Here is a 17,214-nt window from a genome sequence, read left to right on the forward strand (position 1 = left end):
CGTCTTCATGTAGAGCTTTCTTTCTTAAGTAGAAAATTCTACTTCTAAACGCGCTCTTTTTGTGGGGGGATTACCATCGGAGTTTTCGCCGCTTCCGAGGCATCTAGAATTTCTCGCAGGCCTTGCGGGGTTAGTGCTAAATACACCATGTCATCCTCAGTTTTCAATCCATAAAAGTGCAGCTGCTCCCAAGGTCTGCTTCTGGCCGATTGCAGACCTATCGTAGCGTCCGCTAACGACCCAAAGCGGACGAAATTGCCGTTTAGGTTACGGTTCGTCCACCTTTGTAGAATCGCCCATCCCTACTCCACAGGCCTCCAAACCTGGCTTCATCACTAGAATGACCAGAATGGGAATGTATATGACGCCGGTGATGGCATGCACTATCTTTGGATAAGCTGGTATCGCAGACATCAGCCAATCCCTCAAAAGCGTCGTAAAAAATATTAAGGCCACTAGACGTGGTAGCAAGATAGCCAAGCGCCTCCACTGAACCTTTCTTCGGCTAGCTTTCAAATGAACCTCATTCGCGTTCTGTAATTCAGATCTAAATTTCGGTAGGCCAAGACGTCCGCTCTCGGCCGGTTGCGGACCTATCGTAGCGTCCGCTAACGATCCATTGCGGCCCCTCACCTATTGACTACAAGTCGATTTTACTTACCGATCAAGACGCTGCAGTCGGCACCACGACACTGCCCAGCTGCCTTCCTCGTGATATTGCAAAGTCGATTGATAAACGCCTGGTTCGAGCCACAGCAATGCTCCGCTACCGTCTGTAGACAAATCAAGCAGCGTCCCAGGAAGTGCACACGTTGTTTCCATGGAGCTTCTCGACGTGGACCAATCACGTGCACTGTTAGGTGCCCACGCCACGACGATGGACCCTTCAGTAACATGATATTGCTGGCTCGGCTGCAGGTGATTGTGAGGCGCGCTACGTGCGTGCGCGTAGGCGACTTGCGCATCAGTCTCATCGTCGGCGTACTCGACCTGGGATAGCAACAGATAGCGCCGTGTCTCGTCGATATCAATGCGCACCATACCGGGACAAGCACTCCAAAGATACCCGGATGCGCCTTGACTATAAATGTGAACGCCATCGGCACCCAGATCGCGGATAGCTCGATCATATTCGCTATCCGGCGACAGCGCAGCGTTCAGGACTCTCCCATCTGGACGAAGAGCACGCCAAGTGCTATTGCTACGGTCCACCATTGTGCCCGGCCAGCGTTCAGTCAAAAAGGCCATCAGCGATTCACGGGTCTGGACTGGGTTGGCACAAGGGAGGTACTGGTGCCCGGATGGTCCATTGGGCTGCCACTGTTGTGGCAACTCAGCGGTGAATGGGGACCAGTAGTGCAGTTCTGTCGCGTCCGACGGGACGAACGGTTCGCTGCCACGCCACTGCAAGAAGTCATCGAGGTTTGCAACGATGACAGGGCCGCCTTCGCAGCCGATTTCGTCGAACCATGCAGGTCTATTTGTATTCATCTCAAGTCTGCCATGCTCGGTCACGATATTCAGGTTGAAAGAGATTGCCCGCAAGGTCCGCTTCTGGGCCGATAGCGAACAGCTGGAGTGGCCCAGTGTAAGAGCTTGTTGCTCCTCAAACAAGCAAGAGATTTTGTCAGGCGCTTTTCACCGTCGCGCTCGATTGAGTGATCACAAATGCAACGACTCACCGTGCATGACAATGTGGCCTCCAGACGAGGACACGGACATGAAACTGAGCGTCAAACCCATCACAAGAATGGTTTACCGGGCCTGGCTGCGTTCCCGGCTCGACAACTACATGCGCAGCCTGCACATCATCGCGGCCCAGCGTGAAAACGACTTCTATGCCGAGCGCATGCTGCACCGTGCGATTTCCGCTACCCGTTCCAAGTTGCAATCACTGTAGGCGCCGCCGCGCCAATAGGTATTCGGCCAGCTCGAAGCCACCCTGCGTGAGCAAGGCCAGCAGCGCGGCCGGAATCGCGCCCGCCAGCAGCATGTCGTTGTCGTTCAGCGCCAGCCCGGTGGTGATGCGTTCGCCGAAGCCGCCGGCACCGATGAAGGCGGCGATCGTCGCCGTCCCCACGCTCATCACGGCGGCGGTCTTGACGCCGGCCAGGATCACCGGGGCGGCCAGCGGCAGCTCGACCTTCAGCAGCATCTGGCGGTGCGTCAGGCCCAGCGCCAGCGCCGCCTGGCGCAGCCCGGCCGGCACCTGCAGCAGGCCGGTGCAGGTATTCCGCACGATGGGCAGCAAGGCATAGGCGCACAGTGCCACCAGCGCGGGCACGGTGCCGATCCGGCCCAGCAGCGGGATCAGGATCGCCAGCAGGGCCAGCGACGGCACCGTCTGCAAGGTCCCGGCCACCGCCAGCACCGGCTGGCGCAGGCGCGGCGCGATTGCCGCCAGCACGCCCAGCGGAATGCCCGCCAGGCAGCCGAGCAGCACCGACACCAGCACCAGCAGCAGGTGCTGGCGCGCCAGCTGGGCGAATCCATTGCCGAAGGTCTTGGCCAGCAGGCCGTCGCGCGGCGCCGGGTCCTCCGCCTTGCCGCCGGTGCGCGCCAGCCAGCCGCGCGCAATCGCCGGGAACGGCTGGCCCTCCAGCTCCGCCTGCGCATTCATGGCAATCATCGCATCGGCGCCGATGCGGCCTTCCAGTCCCTGCAGGGAGCGCCATGCCTGCGGAAGCCGTTCCGGCAGGTCGAGCCGGTACAGCAGCACGGCGTCATAGCGCGGGAAATAATGCTTGTCGTCTTCGAGCACGCGCACCCCGTACTGGCGGATCCTGGCATCGGTCGAATAGATGTCGATGACGTCGACCTGATGCTGCTGCAAGGCCTGGTAGGCGATGCCGTGGTCGATGCCGCGCGGCGTCTGCGGCAGGCCGTAGCGCGCCGCCAGGCCCGGCCAGCCGTCGGCGCGGCCGATGAATTCGTGCGACAGCCCCAGTTTGAACGCGGGCTTGTTCGCCAGCTCGGACAAGGTCGCGATGCCGGCATCGCCGCGCACCGCCAGCGCGTAGCCGTTCGAAAAACCCAGCGGCACCGCCACGCCCAGGCCGAGCGGGCGCAGGGCCGCGCGCATCGCCTCGAGCGAGGTCGGCTTCGGATTCTTGAGGATTTCGAGGTCGATCGTGCCGAGGTATTCCGGATACACGTCGATCGCGCCGGTGCGCAGCGCATTCAGGACGATGGCGGTATTGCCCAGGCCCTGGCGGTGCTCGGTGCGCGTCACGGGCGCGGCGGTCTGCGCCAGGATCTCGCCCAGGATATAGGATTCGGTGAAGCGCTTGGAGCCGACCTTCAATACCTGATCGGCCGACTGAGCGGCCGACGCCGCGCCGCAAACGATCCACACCAGCACCAGCAAGGCAAACCTGAGCATACGCCTCCATGTCGTGACGCCGGCGGATGAGCCACGCCGGCCACGTGCATGATAGCCGGGTTCAGGCCCGCAGGCTTACCTTCGGTTCGCGCGGCACGCCGCCATGGACCACCAGGCGGCACGGGTTGGCGCCGATCGCATAGGCCAGATCCGCCGGACGCGCGATGTCCCACAAGGCGAAGTCGGCGCGCTTGCCCGCTTCGATGGTGCCGATATCGTCCCGCCCCAGCGCACGCGCCGCGTTGCCGGTGCAGCCGCGCAGCGCTTCCAGCGGCGTCATGCGCCACAGGGTGCAGGCCATGTTCATCGCCAGCAGCAGCGAGGTCATGGGCGAGGTGCCGGGATTGCAGTCGGTGGCCAGCGCCAGCGGCACGCCGGCCTCGCGCAGCAGCGCCAGCGGCGGCATGACCGTCTCGCGCAGGAAGTAATAGGCGCCGGGCAGCAGCACCGCCACCGTGCCGGCGCGCGCCATCGCCGCCGCGCCTTGCGGCGACAGGTGTTCCAGGTGGTCGGCCGACAGTCCGCCGTACTCCGCCACCAGCGCCGCCCCGCCCTGGTCGGACAGCTGCTCCGCATGCAGCTTGACCGGGAGCCCGAGCGAGCGCGCCGCCGCGAACACGCGCGCCGTCTGCGCATGCGAAAAGCCGATCCGCTCGCAGAAGGCGTCGACGGCGTCGACCAGGCCTTCGCGCGCCAGCTCCGGCAGCATGCATTCGCAGATGGCGTCGATGTAGTCGTCGGCGCGGCCGGCGAATTCCGGCGGCAGCGCGTGCGCGCCGAGGAAGGTGGTGGCCACGTTCACCGGCAGGGTGGCGCCCACGCGGCGCGCCACGCGCAGCATCTTCGCTTCGGACTCCAGGTCGAGCCCGTAGCCGGACTTGATCTCGAGCGTGGTCACGCCCTCGGCCAGCAGGGCCAGGATCCGCGGCATGCTCTGGTGCAGCAGCTCGTCCTCGCTGGCCGCGCGGGTGGCGCGCACGGTCGACATGATGCCGCCGCCCTGGCGCGCGATGTCTTCGTAGCTGGCGCCGTTCAGGCGCGCTTCCCATTCGTCGCTGCGGTTGCCGGCGTGGACGATGTGGGTATGGCAGTCGACCAGGCCCGGCGTGAGCCACAGCCCGCCGCAATCGTGCTCGCGCTTTGCTGGCGGCGCGTCCTTCCTCGGCCCGGCCCAGGCGATGCGCCCCCCGCTCACCGCCACCGCGCCGTCCTCGACGATGCCGTAGCCGTCCGCCATGGTGGCCAGGCGCGCGTTGGCGAACAGGATCTCGGCCGGTCCGGCGGCCCGCTCACTCATGGCGGCCATCGTCTTCGTCGAGGTCTTCCTCGCTGTCGTAGTAGTGGATGTCGGCGATGAAGATCATCCCCTGCCCCGCCTGCAGCGTCCAGGTCGTGCCCTGGTCGAGCAGCACGGCGTCGTAGCGGACCATGTTGATGCGCTGGTGGTCGCTGCACAGTTCCAGGCTGTCGCCTTCGGCCAGGAACAGCACGGTCACGGGCGCGCGCGCGACGAAGCGCGAATCGCCGCTCAGCATGCGCCGGCCGAACTGGTGGTAGCAGCGATCAAGGCGGGTCATCACGTTGAAATCCGTGTTCGGGCCGCGACTGAGCTTGGCGATCACGCGCGATTCACCGTCGAAGGCGACCACCGGCTCGGACTTCGTCAGCAGCATCGGCTCGTCATCGTCGACCTGGAGCGTCATGCCGTGTCCTTCGACCAGGGCCAGGGTGCGCTCGATGCCGGGGAACTCGGAGAACGCGCCGTCCTCGGCGATCGTCGCCAGGCTCACGCGCCAATCGAAGTCCTCGAAGCCGGCGTCCGGCGGGAACACCGCGATCTGGGTGGTGCTGCCGCCGCCGTTCTTCCAGGGAACCTGGCTCAGGCTGGCATACGGAATGAGCATCGTCATGGGCTAACTCCTTTCGCGCAAGGCGCGCACGGCCTGAGTATATCGCCGCGCGATCGCATCCTGGTCGACGTGGCGTCCGTCGCGCACCACCCACCGGCCGCCGGCCAGCACGTCGCGCACCCGGTTGTCGTTACCGCAGAACAGGAAGCGGCCAAGCACCTCATCGGCCGGCGCGCCATCGAGGCTGGGATGGGCACTGTCCAGCACCAGCAGGTCGGCGCGCCGTCCCGGTGCGAAGCTGCCGACGGCGCGGCCGGATGCCCTGGCGCCGCCGTGCAGCGCCTGGCGCCACAGATACGTGCCGACGTCGCGGCAGCTGTCGTCGACGGCGATGTTGCGCTGCTGGCGCGCCAGGCGCTGGCCGTATTCGAGCCAGCGCAGCTCTTCGACCGGGCTTTGGGACACATGGCTGTCGCTGCCGATGCCGAACACGCCGCCCGCGGACATATACGGCGTGAGCGGGAACAGGCCGTCGCCGAGATTGGCCTCGGTGGTCGGGCACAGGCCGGCCACGGCGCCGCTGGCCGCCAGCGCGGCCACCTCGCCGTCCGACAGATGGGTCGCATGCACCAGGCACCAGCGGCCGTCGACCGCGACCTGGTCCATCAGGTAGTCCACCGGCCGCGCGCCGGTCGCTTCCAGGCATTGCCGCACTTCGAGCTGCTGCTCGGCCACGTGGATGTGCAGCGGGCGGCCGGCCGGCAGTCCCGCCACCAGATCGCGCAGCTGGCCGCCGGAGACGGCGCGCAGCGAATGCGGCGCCGCGCCCACTTCGAGCTGCGGGCCACGCTGCGATTCCAGAGCCTGGACGATGCGCAGCACCAGCTCCGGATCGGTGCGGAAGCGGCGCTGCGTCGGCTTGAGCGGCTGTTCGCCGAAGCCGGCATGGCTGTACATCACCGGCAGCATGGTCAGGCCGATGCCGGACTGGCGCGCCGCCGCGGCGATGCGCAGCGCGGTCTCGGCCGGGTTGGCATACAGCCCGCCATCGGGGTCGCGCTGCACGTAATGGAATTCGCAGATGGACGTGTAGCCGTGGCGCAGGCACTCCACGTGCAGTTGGGCGGCCACCGCTTCCATCTGCTCCGGCGTGATGCGGCCGGCGAAGCGGTACATCAGCTCGCGCCAGGTCCAGAAGCTGTCCTCGCTGCTGCCGGCCCGCTCGGCCAGGCCGGCCATGGCGCGCTGGAAGGCGTGCGAATGCAGGTTGACCATCCCCGGCAGCACGTAGTCTGTTTCGCGAACGCCGGCGGGCGCCACGGCGCCGGCCTGGACCGAGGCCAGGTCGCCGCGCTCGTCCCATTCCAGCAGCACGTCCTCCTGCCAGCCGTCCGGCAGCAGGGCGTGGCGGGCGAACAAGGCGCGGGTCGGCATGCTCATGCGCGGACCCACTCCACGGCCGCGCCCAGCAGCTCCCGCAGCAGCGGCTGCACCTTGCCCGCCAGGTCGGGGCGGTAGTCGAAGGGCGTCGCCTCGTTCATGTACAGGCACTGGGCCATCTCGAGCTGGATCGCATGCACACCGCCGGCCGGGTTGCCGTAGAAGCGCGTGATGTGGCCGCCCTTGAAGCGGCCGTTGAAGACGAAGGAATAGCGGTCCTGGGCCTCGGCCAGCTTGATCACCACACCCTCCAGCTGCCGCGAGCAGGACTTGCCGTCGGCGGTGCCGAAGTTCAGGTCGGGCAGGCGGCCGTCGAAGAAGCGCGGCACCTGCGAGGCGATCGAGTGGGCATCCCACAGCACCACCTTGCCGTGCAGGGCCAGCAGGCGGTCGAGTTCCGCGCGCAGCTGCTGGTGGTAGGGCCGCCAGTACAGCTCCAGGCGGCGCCGGACTTCGGCGTCGTCCGGCTCCAGGCCTTCGCGGTACAGGCGCTCGCGCCCGAAGGTGTCGACCGGGCACAGGCCGGTGGTGTCCTGGCCCGGATACAGGTTGGTGTTCTCGGGAGGCCGGTTCAGGTCGATCAGGTAGCGCGACCAGCGCGCCGACAGCACCGAGGCCCCCATTTCCTCGGCGAAGCCGTACAGCCGGGCCAGGTGCCAGTCGGTGTCGGCACGCGCCGCCGCGCAGGGCATCAGGGTTGCCGCCACGTCATCGGGAATGTCGGTGCCCGCGTGGGGCATCGATACCAGCAGGGGCAGGCTGCCCGGTTTGAACCTGAAATCCATCGCAACTCCTGAGCTGTACTGAGCAATACCTTAGGGATGCAGCGAGGCGAACAGCTCACGGCACGCAGCGGACAGCTCGCCTTCCATCACCATCTTCTTGGCCGCTTCGATATCCGGCGCGAAGAAGCGGTCCTGGTCGAAGGCCGCCACGCGCCCGCGCAGCTGGGCGTGCACGTGCTCGAGGTGGCTGGAACTGGTCAGCGGACGATGGAACTCGATCCCCTGCGCCGCCGCCAGCAGTTCGATCCCGACGATGACACCCGTATTGTGCGCCATCTGGTCGAGACGGCGCGCCGCGAAGGTGGCCATGCTGACATGGTCTTCCTGGTTGGCCGAGGTCGGCAGGCTGTCGACGCTGGCCGGATGCGCCAGCGATTTATTTTCCGAGGCCAGGGCCGCGGCGGTCACGTGGGCGATCATGAAGCCGGAATTCACGCCCGGTTCCTTCACCAGGAACGGCGGCAGGCCGGACAGCGTGGAATCGATCAGCAGCGCGATGCGGCGCTCGGACAGGGCGCCGATCTCGGCGATGGCCAGGGCCAGGGTGTCGGCCGCGAAGGCGACGGGTTCCGCATGGAAATTACCACCGGAAACAACCATGCCCGCGCCGGATGCGCCTGCGTCCGGGAAGACCAGGGGATTGTCGGTGACCGCATTCGCTTCGATCAAGAGCGTGCGGCCGGCCTGGGCGATCAGGTCCATCACCGCGCCCATCACCTGCGGCTGGCAGCGCAGGCTGTAGGGGTCCTGCACGCGCTCGTCGCCAACCAGGTGGGACGCGCGGATCGCGCTGCCGGCCACCAGTTCGCGGTAGATCTGCGCCGCCGCGATCTGCCCCGGCTGGCCGCGCACGGCGTGCACGCGCGGATCGAACGGAGCGTCGCTGCCGCGCGCGGCGTCCAGCGACATGCTGCCTGCCACCATCGCCGCCTCCAGCAGGCGTTCGGCCATGAACAGGCCGTGCAGGGCCAGCGCGGTCGACACCTGGGTGCCGTTGATCAGGGCCAGGCCCTCTTTCGCCGCCAAGGTCACCGGTTCGATGCCGGCCGCGCGCAGGGCCGCGGACGCATCCATCAGCTCGCCCTTCATGCGCACCTGGCCGACGCCCAGCATGGCCAGGGTCATGTGGGACAGCGGCGCCAGATCGCCGGACGCGCCGACCGAGCCCTGGCACGGGATGGCCGGCATGATGCCGGCGTTGTACAGGGCGATCAGCGTGTCGACGATCAGCGGGCGCACGCCGGAGTAGCCGCGCGCCAGGCTGCCGATCTTGGTCAGCAGGATCAGCCGCACGACGTGGTCCGGCAGCAGCTCGCCGGTGCCGACCGCGTGCGACAGGATCAGGTTCTGCTGCAGCTGTTCGAGCTGGGCTTGCGGGATGTGGCGCTTGGCCAGCAGGCCGAAGCCGGTATTGATGCCGTAGGCCGGATCGCCCTTGGCGACGATGGCCTGCACGGTCGCGGCCGAGGCGTCGATCGCGGCGTAGGCCGAGGGCGCCAGCGACAGGCTGCCGGCGGCCTGCCAGACGGCGCGCAGGTCCGACAGCAGGAGGGAACCGGGCTGCAGGGTCAGGTGGTGCGATGCGTGGTTCATGGTACTCATTTCATCATGGGGAGGTTCAGCCCGAAGCGCTTTGCGCATTCGATGGCGAGTTCGTAGCCGGCGTCGGCATGGCGCATCACGCCAGAGGCGCAGTCGTTCACCAGCACGCGCGCCAGGCGTTTTTCCGCGGCTTCGCTGCCGTCGGCGACGATGACCACGCCGGCATGCTGGGAATAGCCCATGCCGACTCCGCCGCCGTGGTGCAGCGAGACCCAGGTCGCGCCGCCGGCCGTGTTCAGCATGGCGTTCAGGAGCGGCCAGTCGGAGACGGCATCGGTGCCGTCGCGCATGGCTTCCGTTTCGCGGTTCGGGCTGGCGACCGAGCCGGTGTCGAGGTGGTCGCGGCCGATCACGATCGGCGCCTTCAGCTCGCCCTTGCGCACCATCTCGTTGAAGGCCAGGCCGGCGATGTGGCGCTCGCCCAGGCCCAGCCAGCAGATGCGCGCCGGCAGGCCCTGGAAGGCGATGCGCTCGCGCGCCATGTCGAGCCAGCGGTGCACGCGCGCATGCTGCGGGAACAGCTCCTTGATCTTCGCGTCGGTTTTATAGATGTCTTCCGGGTCGCCGGACAGCGCCACCCAGCGGAACGGACCGCGGCCCTCGCAGAACTGCGGGCGGATATAGGCCGGCACGAAGCCCGGGAAGTCGAAGGCGTTCTGCACGCCCTGGTCGAGCGCGACCTGGCGGATGTTGTTGCCGTAGTCGACGGCCTGGGCGCCCATCTGCTGGAAATCCAGGATGGCCTGCACGTGGACGGCGCAGGATTCGGCCGCCGCCTGTTTCAGCTTGTCGTGCTGGGCCGGGTCCTGCTGCGCGGCCTGCCATTGCGCGACGGTCCAGCCGCGCGGCAGGTAGCCGTTGATCAGGTCGTGGGCCGAGGTCTGGTCGGTCACCAGGTCTGGCACGAGTCCGCCCTCTTTCGCACGGCGCACCAGTTCGGGCAGCACGTCGGCGGCATTGCCGAGCAGGCCGATCGAGACCGCTTCCTTGCGTTCCTTGTACTCGCGGACCATCTGCAGCGCCTCGTCGATGCTGTGGGCCTGCTTGTCCAGGTAGCGGGTGCGCAGGCGGAAGTCGATGCTGCTCTGCTGGCATTCGACGGTCAGCGAGACCGCGCCGGCAAAGGTCGCGGCAAGCGGCTGCGCGCCGCCCATGCCGCCCAGGCCGGCGGTGAGGATCCATCTTCCCGCCATGTCGCCGCCGAAGTGCTGGCGTCCGGCTTCGGCGAAGGTTTCATAGGTGCCCTGCACGATGCCCTGGGTGCCGATATAGATCCAGCTGCCGGCCGTCATCTGGCCATACATGAACAGGCCCTTGCGATCGAGCTCGTTGAAATGCTCCCAGTTGGCCCACTTCGGCACCAGGTTGGAGTTGGCGAGCAGGACCCGCGGCGCGTCGGGATGGGTCTGGAACACGCCGACCGGCTTGCCGGACTGGATCAGGAGGGTCTGGTCGTCCTCGAGCACCTTCAGCGAGGCCAGGATCTGGTCGAAGCAGGCCCAGTCGCGCGCCGCGCGGCCGATGCCGCCGTAGACGACGAGGCGCTGCGGGTTTTCCGCCACCTCGGCATCCAGGTTGTTCTGCAACATGCGGTAGGCCGCTTCGGTCAGCCAGCTACGGCAAGTCAGCTGGCTGCCGCGCGGGGCGCGGATCACGCGGGTCGGATCGAAACGCGGATCGGCGCCGGTTTCAGGGGAGGCTTGGGTCATGGCAGGCTCCTAGGAATTTCCAGAAAGTCTAGGTTGTCTATACAACCTCGTCAAGCCCCCGCCTCTGCCCTTGTTTACTTCTTTTGGTAGACCTGGCGGCCGGCTACCCAGGTCTCGAGCACATTGGTCTTGTAGATGTCGTAGGGGGACATCTTGAACAGGTCGCGGTCGATGACGATGAAGTCGGCGTACTTGCCCGCTTCGAGCGAGCCTAGCGTCTTTTCCTGGTGACCGGCGTACGCCGCGTCGAGCGTGAAGCAGCGGAAGGCTTCCTTGAGCGACATCTCCTGCTCCGGGTACCAGCCGGCGATCGGCTGGCCGTTCTTGTCCTGGCGGGTGACGGCGGCGTGGATGCCGAAGAAGGGGTTCGGCGCCTCGACCGGGAAATCGGAACCGCAGGCGATGCGCGAGCCCTGCTGCAGGAAGCTGCGCCAGGCGTAGGCGCCCTTCATGCGATCAAAGCCGATGCGGCTCTCGGCCATGTTCTTGTCCGACGTCGCATGGGTCGGCTGCATCGACGGGATGATGCCGATGCTCTTGAAGCGCGGGATGTCGTTCAGCGTCACGACCTGGGCGTGCTCGATGCGGTGGCGCTGGCCAGCGGCTTTATTCGCGGGGATCTCCTTGGCGAAGGTGTCGAGGATCTGCTTGTTGCCGGCGTCGCCGATCGCGTGCACGTTCACCTGGTAGCCCTTGCGGATCGCCTTGGTGATCATCGTGTCGATCTCCTTGTTCGTATGGAACAGCAGGCCGTGCGAATGCGGATCGTCGCTATAGGGCGCCAGCAGGGCCGCGCCGCGGCTGCCCAGGGCGCCGTCGGCATACAGTTTGACAGCGCGCAGCGCGTACATATCCTTGCCGTAGCTGTTCAGCGGACCATTTTTTGCCAACTGGTCAAAATCCGGGCCGGTGCCGCCGATCATGGCGTAGATGCGCGCGGTCAGCTTGCCGTGGTCGGCATAGTCGCGGTACAGCCTGTCCTCGCCGACCGTGATGCCGGCGTCATGCACGCTGGTCAGGCCGACGCTGGCCATGTTCTCCAGCGCGCGGTCGAGCATCACGCGGCCTTCCTGCTCCGTCTGTTGCGGCAGCACTTTCGTGACCAGGCCCTGGGCGGCGTCGACCAGCACGCCGGTGGCGACGCCGTTCTCGTCGCGCACGATCTTGCCGCCGACCGGGTCGGGCGTGGCGTTGGTGATGCCGGCCAGCGCCAGCACGCGGCTGTTGGCCCAGCCGGCATGGCCGTCGACGCGCTCGAGCCAGACCGGGCGGTCGCTGACGGCGCCATCGAGTTCCTTCGCGGTCGGGAAGCGGCCCAGCTTCCAGATCTCCTGGTTCCAGCCGCGCCCGCGCACCCAGGCCTGCTGCGGATTGGCGCGCGCATAGTCGGCGATCGCCTTCAGCGCGCCGTCCAGCGAGGTGGACGTCGACAGGTCGAGCTGGGTCAGCATCGCGCCGAGGCCGAACACGTGGCCATGCGCATCGATCAGGCCGGGCAGCACGGTGCGGCCCTGCAGGTCCACGTGTCGTGCATTCGGCGCCTTCGCCGCCACGTCCTGCGCCGCGCCGACCGCGAGGATCCTGCCCTTGTCGTCGAAGGCCATCGATGCGAACTGGACGATGTCCCCTTTGGCGTTCAGCGTGTAGCCGTTGGCGTTGTCGATCACGGTATCGGCATGGGCCACGGCCATGGCGCCAGCGGCGAACACGGCGAACAGGGCGGACTGCAGGGGTTTCAGGCGCATCGTTGGCTCTCCATTCTTATCAAAGAAGAAGAGTGTATAGAAAAACACGCAATGGTCAATCTGCATCAAACCGGGGTCAGACTCCCGTTTTGAGCAATTGCCCAAATCCGGAGTCTGACCCCGGTTTAGCTTTGCTCAAGCTCGCGTTCCAGCAAGGCTTTCTTCCGCTCCACTCCCCAGCGGTAGCCGGAAATCGACCCGTCATTGCGCACCACGCGGTGGCAGGGAACGGCGATCGCCACCGGATTCGCCGCACAGGCCCCCGCCACGGCACGCGCGCCCTGCGGCATGCCGAGTTGCGCGGCCAGCTCGGCATACCCCACCGTGCGGCCGGCCGGGATGCTGCGCAGTGCCTGCCAGACGCGCTGCTGGAAGGCGGTGCCGCGCAAATCCAGCGGCAGGGCGAGTCCGATGCGCGGCGCCTCGACAAAAGCGACCACCTGCGCCACCGTGCTTTCGAACGCCGGCTCGGCGCCGATCAGCTCGGCCTTCGGGAAGCGGTCCTGCAGGTCGCGCACCAGCGCATCCGGATCGTCGCCCAGCAGGATCGAACAAATACCCTTGTCCGTGGCCGCCACCAGCAATGCGCCCAGCGAGCAGGCGGCGACCGCGAAGCGAATGACTTCGCCGCCACCGCCAGAACGGTAGCGCTGCGGCGTCATGCCCAGGACGCCGGGCGACGCCGCATAGAAACGGCCGCTGGAATTGAAGCCGGCATCATAGGCGGCCTGCGTGGCGGTGGGCGCCTGCGCCAGCTCGCGCTTGAGCCGCTCGGCGCGCCGTGCGGCCGCGTAGGCCTTCGGCGTGATCCCGGTATGCGCCTTGAACACGCGGTGGAAGTGGAAGCGGCTCATGCCGCAGGCCTGGGCCAGGGTCTCGAGGTCCGGCTCGTCGACAGCTTCGTCGATCAGGCGGCAGGCCCGGGCCACGGCGCTGGCCTGGCGCTCGGCCAGCGGCGGCTGGTCCGGCTTGCAGCGCAGGCAGGGCCGGAAGCCGGCCGCCTCGGCCTGCGCGCGGGTGGCGTGGAAGGCGACGTTGGCGCGCCGCGCGCCGCGCGAGGGACACGACGGCTGGCAGTACACGCCGGTGGTGCGCACCGAGTAATAGAAAAGGCCGTCGGCCTCGCGCATACGCTGCCGCACCGCGGCCCAGCGTTCGTCGTCGGTGCTGAAAGCTGGCTTGTCCATGGTAGTCTCCCTGCTGAATCAATCGAATGAAGCCATGCTAACGGCGAAGGACGGACGCCGTCATCCCGGGTCTTGCTTTCGAATTGGCAGTACCGGACAATCTTTACATCGTATAGCAGGAGAACAGCTTGGAACAGCAGCACCGCGAGCAGGATGCCACGCCCATTTTTCAGCGCATCAAGGATTACCTGATGGGTGAAATCGCTTCCGGACGCTGGAAGGAAGGCGACCTGGTGCCATCCGAGCAGGCGCTGGTGCGCCAGTTCGGCGTCTCGCGCATGACCGTCAACCGCGCCGTGCGCGAGCTGACCGCCGAGCAGGTGCTGACGCGGCGCCAGGGCGCGGGCACCTTCGTCGCGCCGCAGAAATACCAGGCCACGCTGGTCGAGATCCGCAACATCGCCGACGAAGTCCGCGCGCGCGGACATGCCCATACCAGCCGCCCCGTGCTGCTGGAACAGGCGCCGGCCGGCGAGGCGCTGGCCCTGCAGTTCGAACTGGCGCCGGGCGCGCCGCTGTTCCACTCCGTGATCGTGCACCACGAGAACGGCCAGCCGATCCAGGTCGAGGACCGCTGGGTCAACCCGGCCTGCGCGCCCGCCTACCTGGAGCAGGACTATACCCGCGTCACCCCGAACGAACACCTGATGGCCGCCGCGCCGCTGCAGGGCGCCACCTACAGCATCGAGGCGCTGCCGGCGCCGCGCGAAGTTGCCGAGATGCTGAATATCGCTGCGGGTTCCGCCTGCCTGGTGCAGCGGCGCCGCACCACCTCGCAGGGCCGGGTGGCGACGGTGGCGACGATGTGGCATCCCGGCCAGTTGTACAAATTCACGGGCAGCGTCGGCTGAGAAGCGCTTGTCGCATCGACCACACAGCAAAATAAATCCTTTCGCCCCATGTACAGGCGGCACAGTCGTCGGCAATAATGGGATCAGGTCGAACCGTCCGGCCCCCGCCAGCGGCCCCCGCAACGCCCGATCCACCCGCAAGTCCGCCAGTCCGGCGCATGCCGTTTTCTGGGACCTGTTTGCGGTGCGCGGCAACGTGTTAAGATTTTGTACAAAGCTTGCGAACACGTTTCAGGAAAATCGGTTATTATTTCAGCTAACCCCCGCCTGACACCCTCTTGCAGCTCTTCCACTATTGAATATTGCACACAGTGTCTCCACCATTGTGCGTTCAGGCGTTAATTGACCTACCTCTCACTGAGGAAAACATGAGCGAAAACATCAAACACATTAGCGATGCATCTTTCGAAACCGACGTTCTGAAGTCCGAGCGCCCGGTCTTGGTCGACTTCTGGGCCGAGTGGTGCGGCCCCTGCAAGATGATCGCCCCGATCCTGGAAGAAGTCGCTAAAGAATATGACGGCAAGCTCCTGATCGCGAAGATGGACGTCGATGCGAACCAGGCCGTGCCGGCCAAGTTCGGCATCCGCGGCATCCCGACCCTGATCCTGTTCAAGAACGGCGTGGCAGCCGCGCAGAAGGTCGGCGCGATGGCCAAGGGCCAACTGACTGCTTTCATCGATAGCAACATCTGATACGATAGCCGGCGGCAGCGCGCCCGCACTGCCGCCATCCCGGGAAGCTCATCGACTCCGATGCTTCTCTTTTAATCAACCCACGTAGTTCCCTCCCCTACCTTTACTTTCCCGTCACGGGACACCCGACACATGCACTTATCTGAACTGAAGGCAATGCACGTCTCCGCCCTTCTGGAGATGGCGATCAGCCTGGATATCGACAACGCAGCCCGCCTGCGCAAACAAGAACTGATGTTCGCGATCCTCAAGAAGCGCGCGAAACAAGGCGAACAGATTTTCGGCGACGGCGCGCTCGAGGTGCTGCCGGACGGTTTCGGTTTCCTGCGTTCGCCGGATGCGAGCTACATGGCGTCGACCGACGACATCTACATCTCGCCGTCGCAGATCCGCCGCTTCAACCTGCATACGGGTGACTCGATCGAAGGGGAAGTGCGTACCCCGAAGGATGGCGAGCGTTATTTTGCGCTGGTCAAGGTGGACAAGGTGAACGGCGAATCGCCGGAAGCGTCGAAGCACCGCATCCTGTTCGAGAACCTGACCCCGCTGCACCCGCAAGTGCCGCTGCGCCTGGAGCGCGACATGAACGGCGCGGAAAACATCACCGGCCGCATCGTCGACCTGATCTCGCCGATCGGCAAGGGCCAGCGCGGCCTGCTGGTGGCCTCGCCGAAGTCCGGCAAGTCGGTCATGCTGCAGCACATCGCCCACGCGATCACCGCGAACCACCCGGACGTCACCCTGATCGTCCTGCTGATCGACGAACGTCCCGAGGAAGTCACCGAGATGCAACGTTCGGTGCGCGGCGAAGTGGTCGCCTCGACCTTCGACGAACCGGCCACCCGCCACGTGCAGGTCGCCGAGATGGTGCTGGAAAAGGCCAAGCGCCTGGTCGAGATGAAGAAGGACGTCGTGATCCTGCTCGACTCGATCACCCGCCTGGCGCGCGCCTACAACACCGTGATCCCGGCATCGGGCAAGGTCCTGACCGGCGGTGTCGACGCCAACGCGCTGCAGCGTCCGAAGCGTTTCTTCGGCGCCGCCCGTAACGTCGAGGAAGGCGGTTCGCTGACCATCGTCGCCACCGCGCTGATCGAAACCGGCTCGCGCATGGACGACGTGATCTACGAAGAATTCAAGGGCACCGGCAACATGGAAGTGCACCTCGAGCGCCGCCTGGCCGAGAAGCGCGTCTATCCGGCAATCAACCTGAACAAGTCGGGTACCCGCCGCGAAGAGCTGCTGATCAAGCCGGACCAGCTGCAGAAGATCTGGATCCTGCGCAAGCTGCTGTACTCGATGGACGAGATCGAGGCGATGGAGTTCATCCTCGACAAGATGCGCGCGACCAAGAACAACGTCGAGTTCTTCGACATGATGCGTCGCGGCGGCTGATTCCGGCCGGGTTGTCACGGAATCCACGAAAAGGCGAGTCGAACTCGCCTTTTCGCTTTTATGCGCCACGATTTATTCAGATCAAGCCCGGAAGGGACCCGGCACGGAGAATCGCCCTCATACCAACAAGGAGCGATGATGATTTCCGACCAACTGCAAGACGCACCTGCCCAGCGCAACAAGGACCTGCTGCTCGACCGGCGCCTGACCGTCCTCGAAACCCGCTTCGATACGACATTGACCATGCTGCCCAACAAAGCTGACCTGTCGGAACTGAAAGCCGAACTCAAAACCGACATCCATGGCGAATCCGCACGCCTGAGCAAGTGGATGGCGGCAACCGCCATCACCATGGTCATCGGCTTCGCCGGCATGATCCTGACCATGATGGCGCGCCTGCCCCATCCCTGAACCGGTCCGGGCTCGGCCTCGAGCGCCTGACGACACCCCAGGCAAGACAGTGCAACGCCGCCATGGGTGTTGTCAGGCGCTCGAGTGTCAACGCTAAATAGAAATGTCCCCTGCTCTCCAAAGTAGAAATGTCCCCTTTGGATCAGGCAGGGATCAAGTGGG

At 65.8% G+C, this 17,214-nt stretch carries 15 protein-coding genes; 5 read left to right on the forward strand and 10 right to left on the reverse strand.

The features are described from left to right. Window positions 1-657 precede the first annotated feature (657 nt). Window positions 658-1,545: a hypothetical protein gene (locus AC3A6M_RS24185; protein ID WP_487855264.1), complete on the reverse strand. Its 888-nt coding sequence runs from the start codon at window positions 1,543-1,545 to the stop codon at window positions 658-660. Window positions 1,546-1,720: 175 nt separating this feature from the next. Between AC3A6M_RS24185 and AC3A6M_RS24190 the strand changes: the two genes are divergently transcribed. Further along, the gene (locus AC3A6M_RS24190; RefSeq protein ID WP_487855265.1) at window positions 1,721-1,900 is read left to right on the forward strand and encodes a hypothetical protein; all 180 of its coding nucleotides are present in this window, start codon (window positions 1,721-1,723) and stop codon (window positions 1,898-1,900) included. On the opposite strand, the gene AC3A6M_RS24195 is transcribed toward AC3A6M_RS24190, so the two are convergent. The 9 genes from AC3A6M_RS24195 to ada all read right to left on the reverse strand — a co-directional run bounded on the left by AC3A6M_RS24195 (window position 1,892) and on the right by ada (window position 13,700). Then, window positions 1,892-3,382 (reverse strand): glycine betaine ABC transporter substrate-binding protein, encoded by a 1,491-nt coding sequence (locus AC3A6M_RS24195; protein WP_487855266.1) that lies wholly within the window; start codon window positions 3,380-3,382, stop codon window positions 1,892-1,894. The genes AC3A6M_RS24190 and AC3A6M_RS24195 overlap by 9 nt on opposite strands. Before the next feature lie 61 nt (window positions 3,383-3,443). Next, a complete protein-coding gene (hutI, locus tag AC3A6M_RS24200; RefSeq protein WP_487855267.1) occupies window positions 3,444-4,679 on the reverse strand; it encodes an imidazolonepropionase in 1,236 nt (411 codons plus the stop codon). After that, window positions 4,672-5,292 (reverse strand): HutD/Ves family protein, encoded by a 621-nt coding sequence (locus AC3A6M_RS24205; protein WP_487855268.1) that lies wholly within the window; start codon window positions 5,290-5,292, stop codon window positions 4,672-4,674. Before AC3A6M_RS24205 ends, hutI begins: the two co-directional genes overlap by 8 nt. A gap of 3 nt (window positions 5,293-5,295) precedes the next feature. After that, window positions 5,296-6,672 carry a formimidoylglutamate deiminase gene (locus AC3A6M_RS24210; RefSeq protein WP_487855269.1) on the reverse strand — a complete coding sequence of 459 codons (1,377 nt, stop codon included), beginning with the start codon at window positions 6,670-6,672 and terminating at the stop codon, window positions 5,296-5,298. Continuing rightward, window positions 6,669-7,457 (reverse strand): N-formylglutamate deformylase, encoded by a 789-nt coding sequence (hutG, locus tag AC3A6M_RS24215; RefSeq protein WP_487855270.1) that lies wholly within the window; start codon window positions 7,455-7,457, stop codon window positions 6,669-6,671. The genes AC3A6M_RS24210 and hutG overlap by 4 nt, the downstream gene beginning before the upstream one ends. 30 nt (window positions 7,458-7,487) lie before the next feature. After that, window positions 7,488-9,059 carry a histidine ammonia-lyase gene (hutH, locus tag AC3A6M_RS24220; RefSeq protein WP_487855271.1) on the reverse strand — a complete coding sequence of 524 codons (1,572 nt, stop codon included), beginning with the start codon at window positions 9,057-9,059 and terminating at the stop codon, window positions 7,488-7,490. Further along, the gene (gene hutU, locus AC3A6M_RS24225) at window positions 9,056-10,768 is read right to left on the reverse strand and encodes a urocanate hydratase (protein ID WP_487855272.1); all 1,713 of its coding nucleotides are present in this window, start codon (window positions 10,766-10,768) and stop codon (window positions 9,056-9,058) included. Before hutU ends, hutH begins: the two co-directional genes overlap by 4 nt. Before the next feature lie 74 nt (window positions 10,769-10,842). Then, window positions 10,843-12,513 (reverse strand): amidohydrolase, encoded by a 1,671-nt coding sequence (locus tag AC3A6M_RS24230; RefSeq protein ID WP_487855273.1) that lies wholly within the window; start codon window positions 12,511-12,513, stop codon window positions 10,843-10,845. 125 nt (window positions 12,514-12,638) lie between these two features. Further along, complete coding sequence (gene ada / locus AC3A6M_RS24235; RefSeq protein WP_487855274.1) at window positions 12,639-13,700, reverse strand: bifunctional DNA-binding transcriptional regulator/O6-methylguanine-DNA methyltransferase Ada; 1,062 nt, start codon at window positions 13,698-13,700, stop codon at window positions 12,639-12,641. 128 nt (window positions 13,701-13,828) lie between these two features. Here ada and hutC point away from each other — a divergent pair, with 128 nt between their 5' ends. From hutC to AC3A6M_RS24255, 4 genes are all read left to right on the forward strand, one after another. After that, on the forward strand, window positions 13,829-14,551 hold the full coding sequence (hutC, locus tag AC3A6M_RS24240) for a histidine utilization transcriptional repressor HutC (RefSeq protein ID WP_487855275.1): 723 nt from the start codon (window positions 13,829-13,831) through the stop codon (window positions 14,549-14,551). Between the two features lie 368 nt (window positions 14,552-14,919). Next, window positions 14,920-15,246, forward strand: a complete 327-nt coding sequence (trxA, locus tag AC3A6M_RS24245; RefSeq protein WP_036236119.1) for a thioredoxin TrxA — start codon at window positions 14,920-14,922, stop codon at window positions 15,244-15,246. Window positions 15,247-15,378: 132 nt separating this feature from the next. Beyond that, a complete protein-coding gene (rho, locus tag AC3A6M_RS24250) occupies window positions 15,379-16,641 on the forward strand; it encodes a transcription termination factor Rho (RefSeq protein WP_047821459.1) in 1,263 nt (420 codons plus the stop codon). Between the two features lie 138 nt (window positions 16,642-16,779). After that, complete coding sequence (locus AC3A6M_RS24255) at window positions 16,780-17,052, forward strand: hypothetical protein (protein WP_487855276.1); 273 nt, start codon at window positions 16,780-16,782, stop codon at window positions 17,050-17,052. Window positions 17,053-17,214: the final 162 nt, after the last annotated feature.

Source organism: Telluria sp. Soil_C_11 (assembly GCF_057657395.1).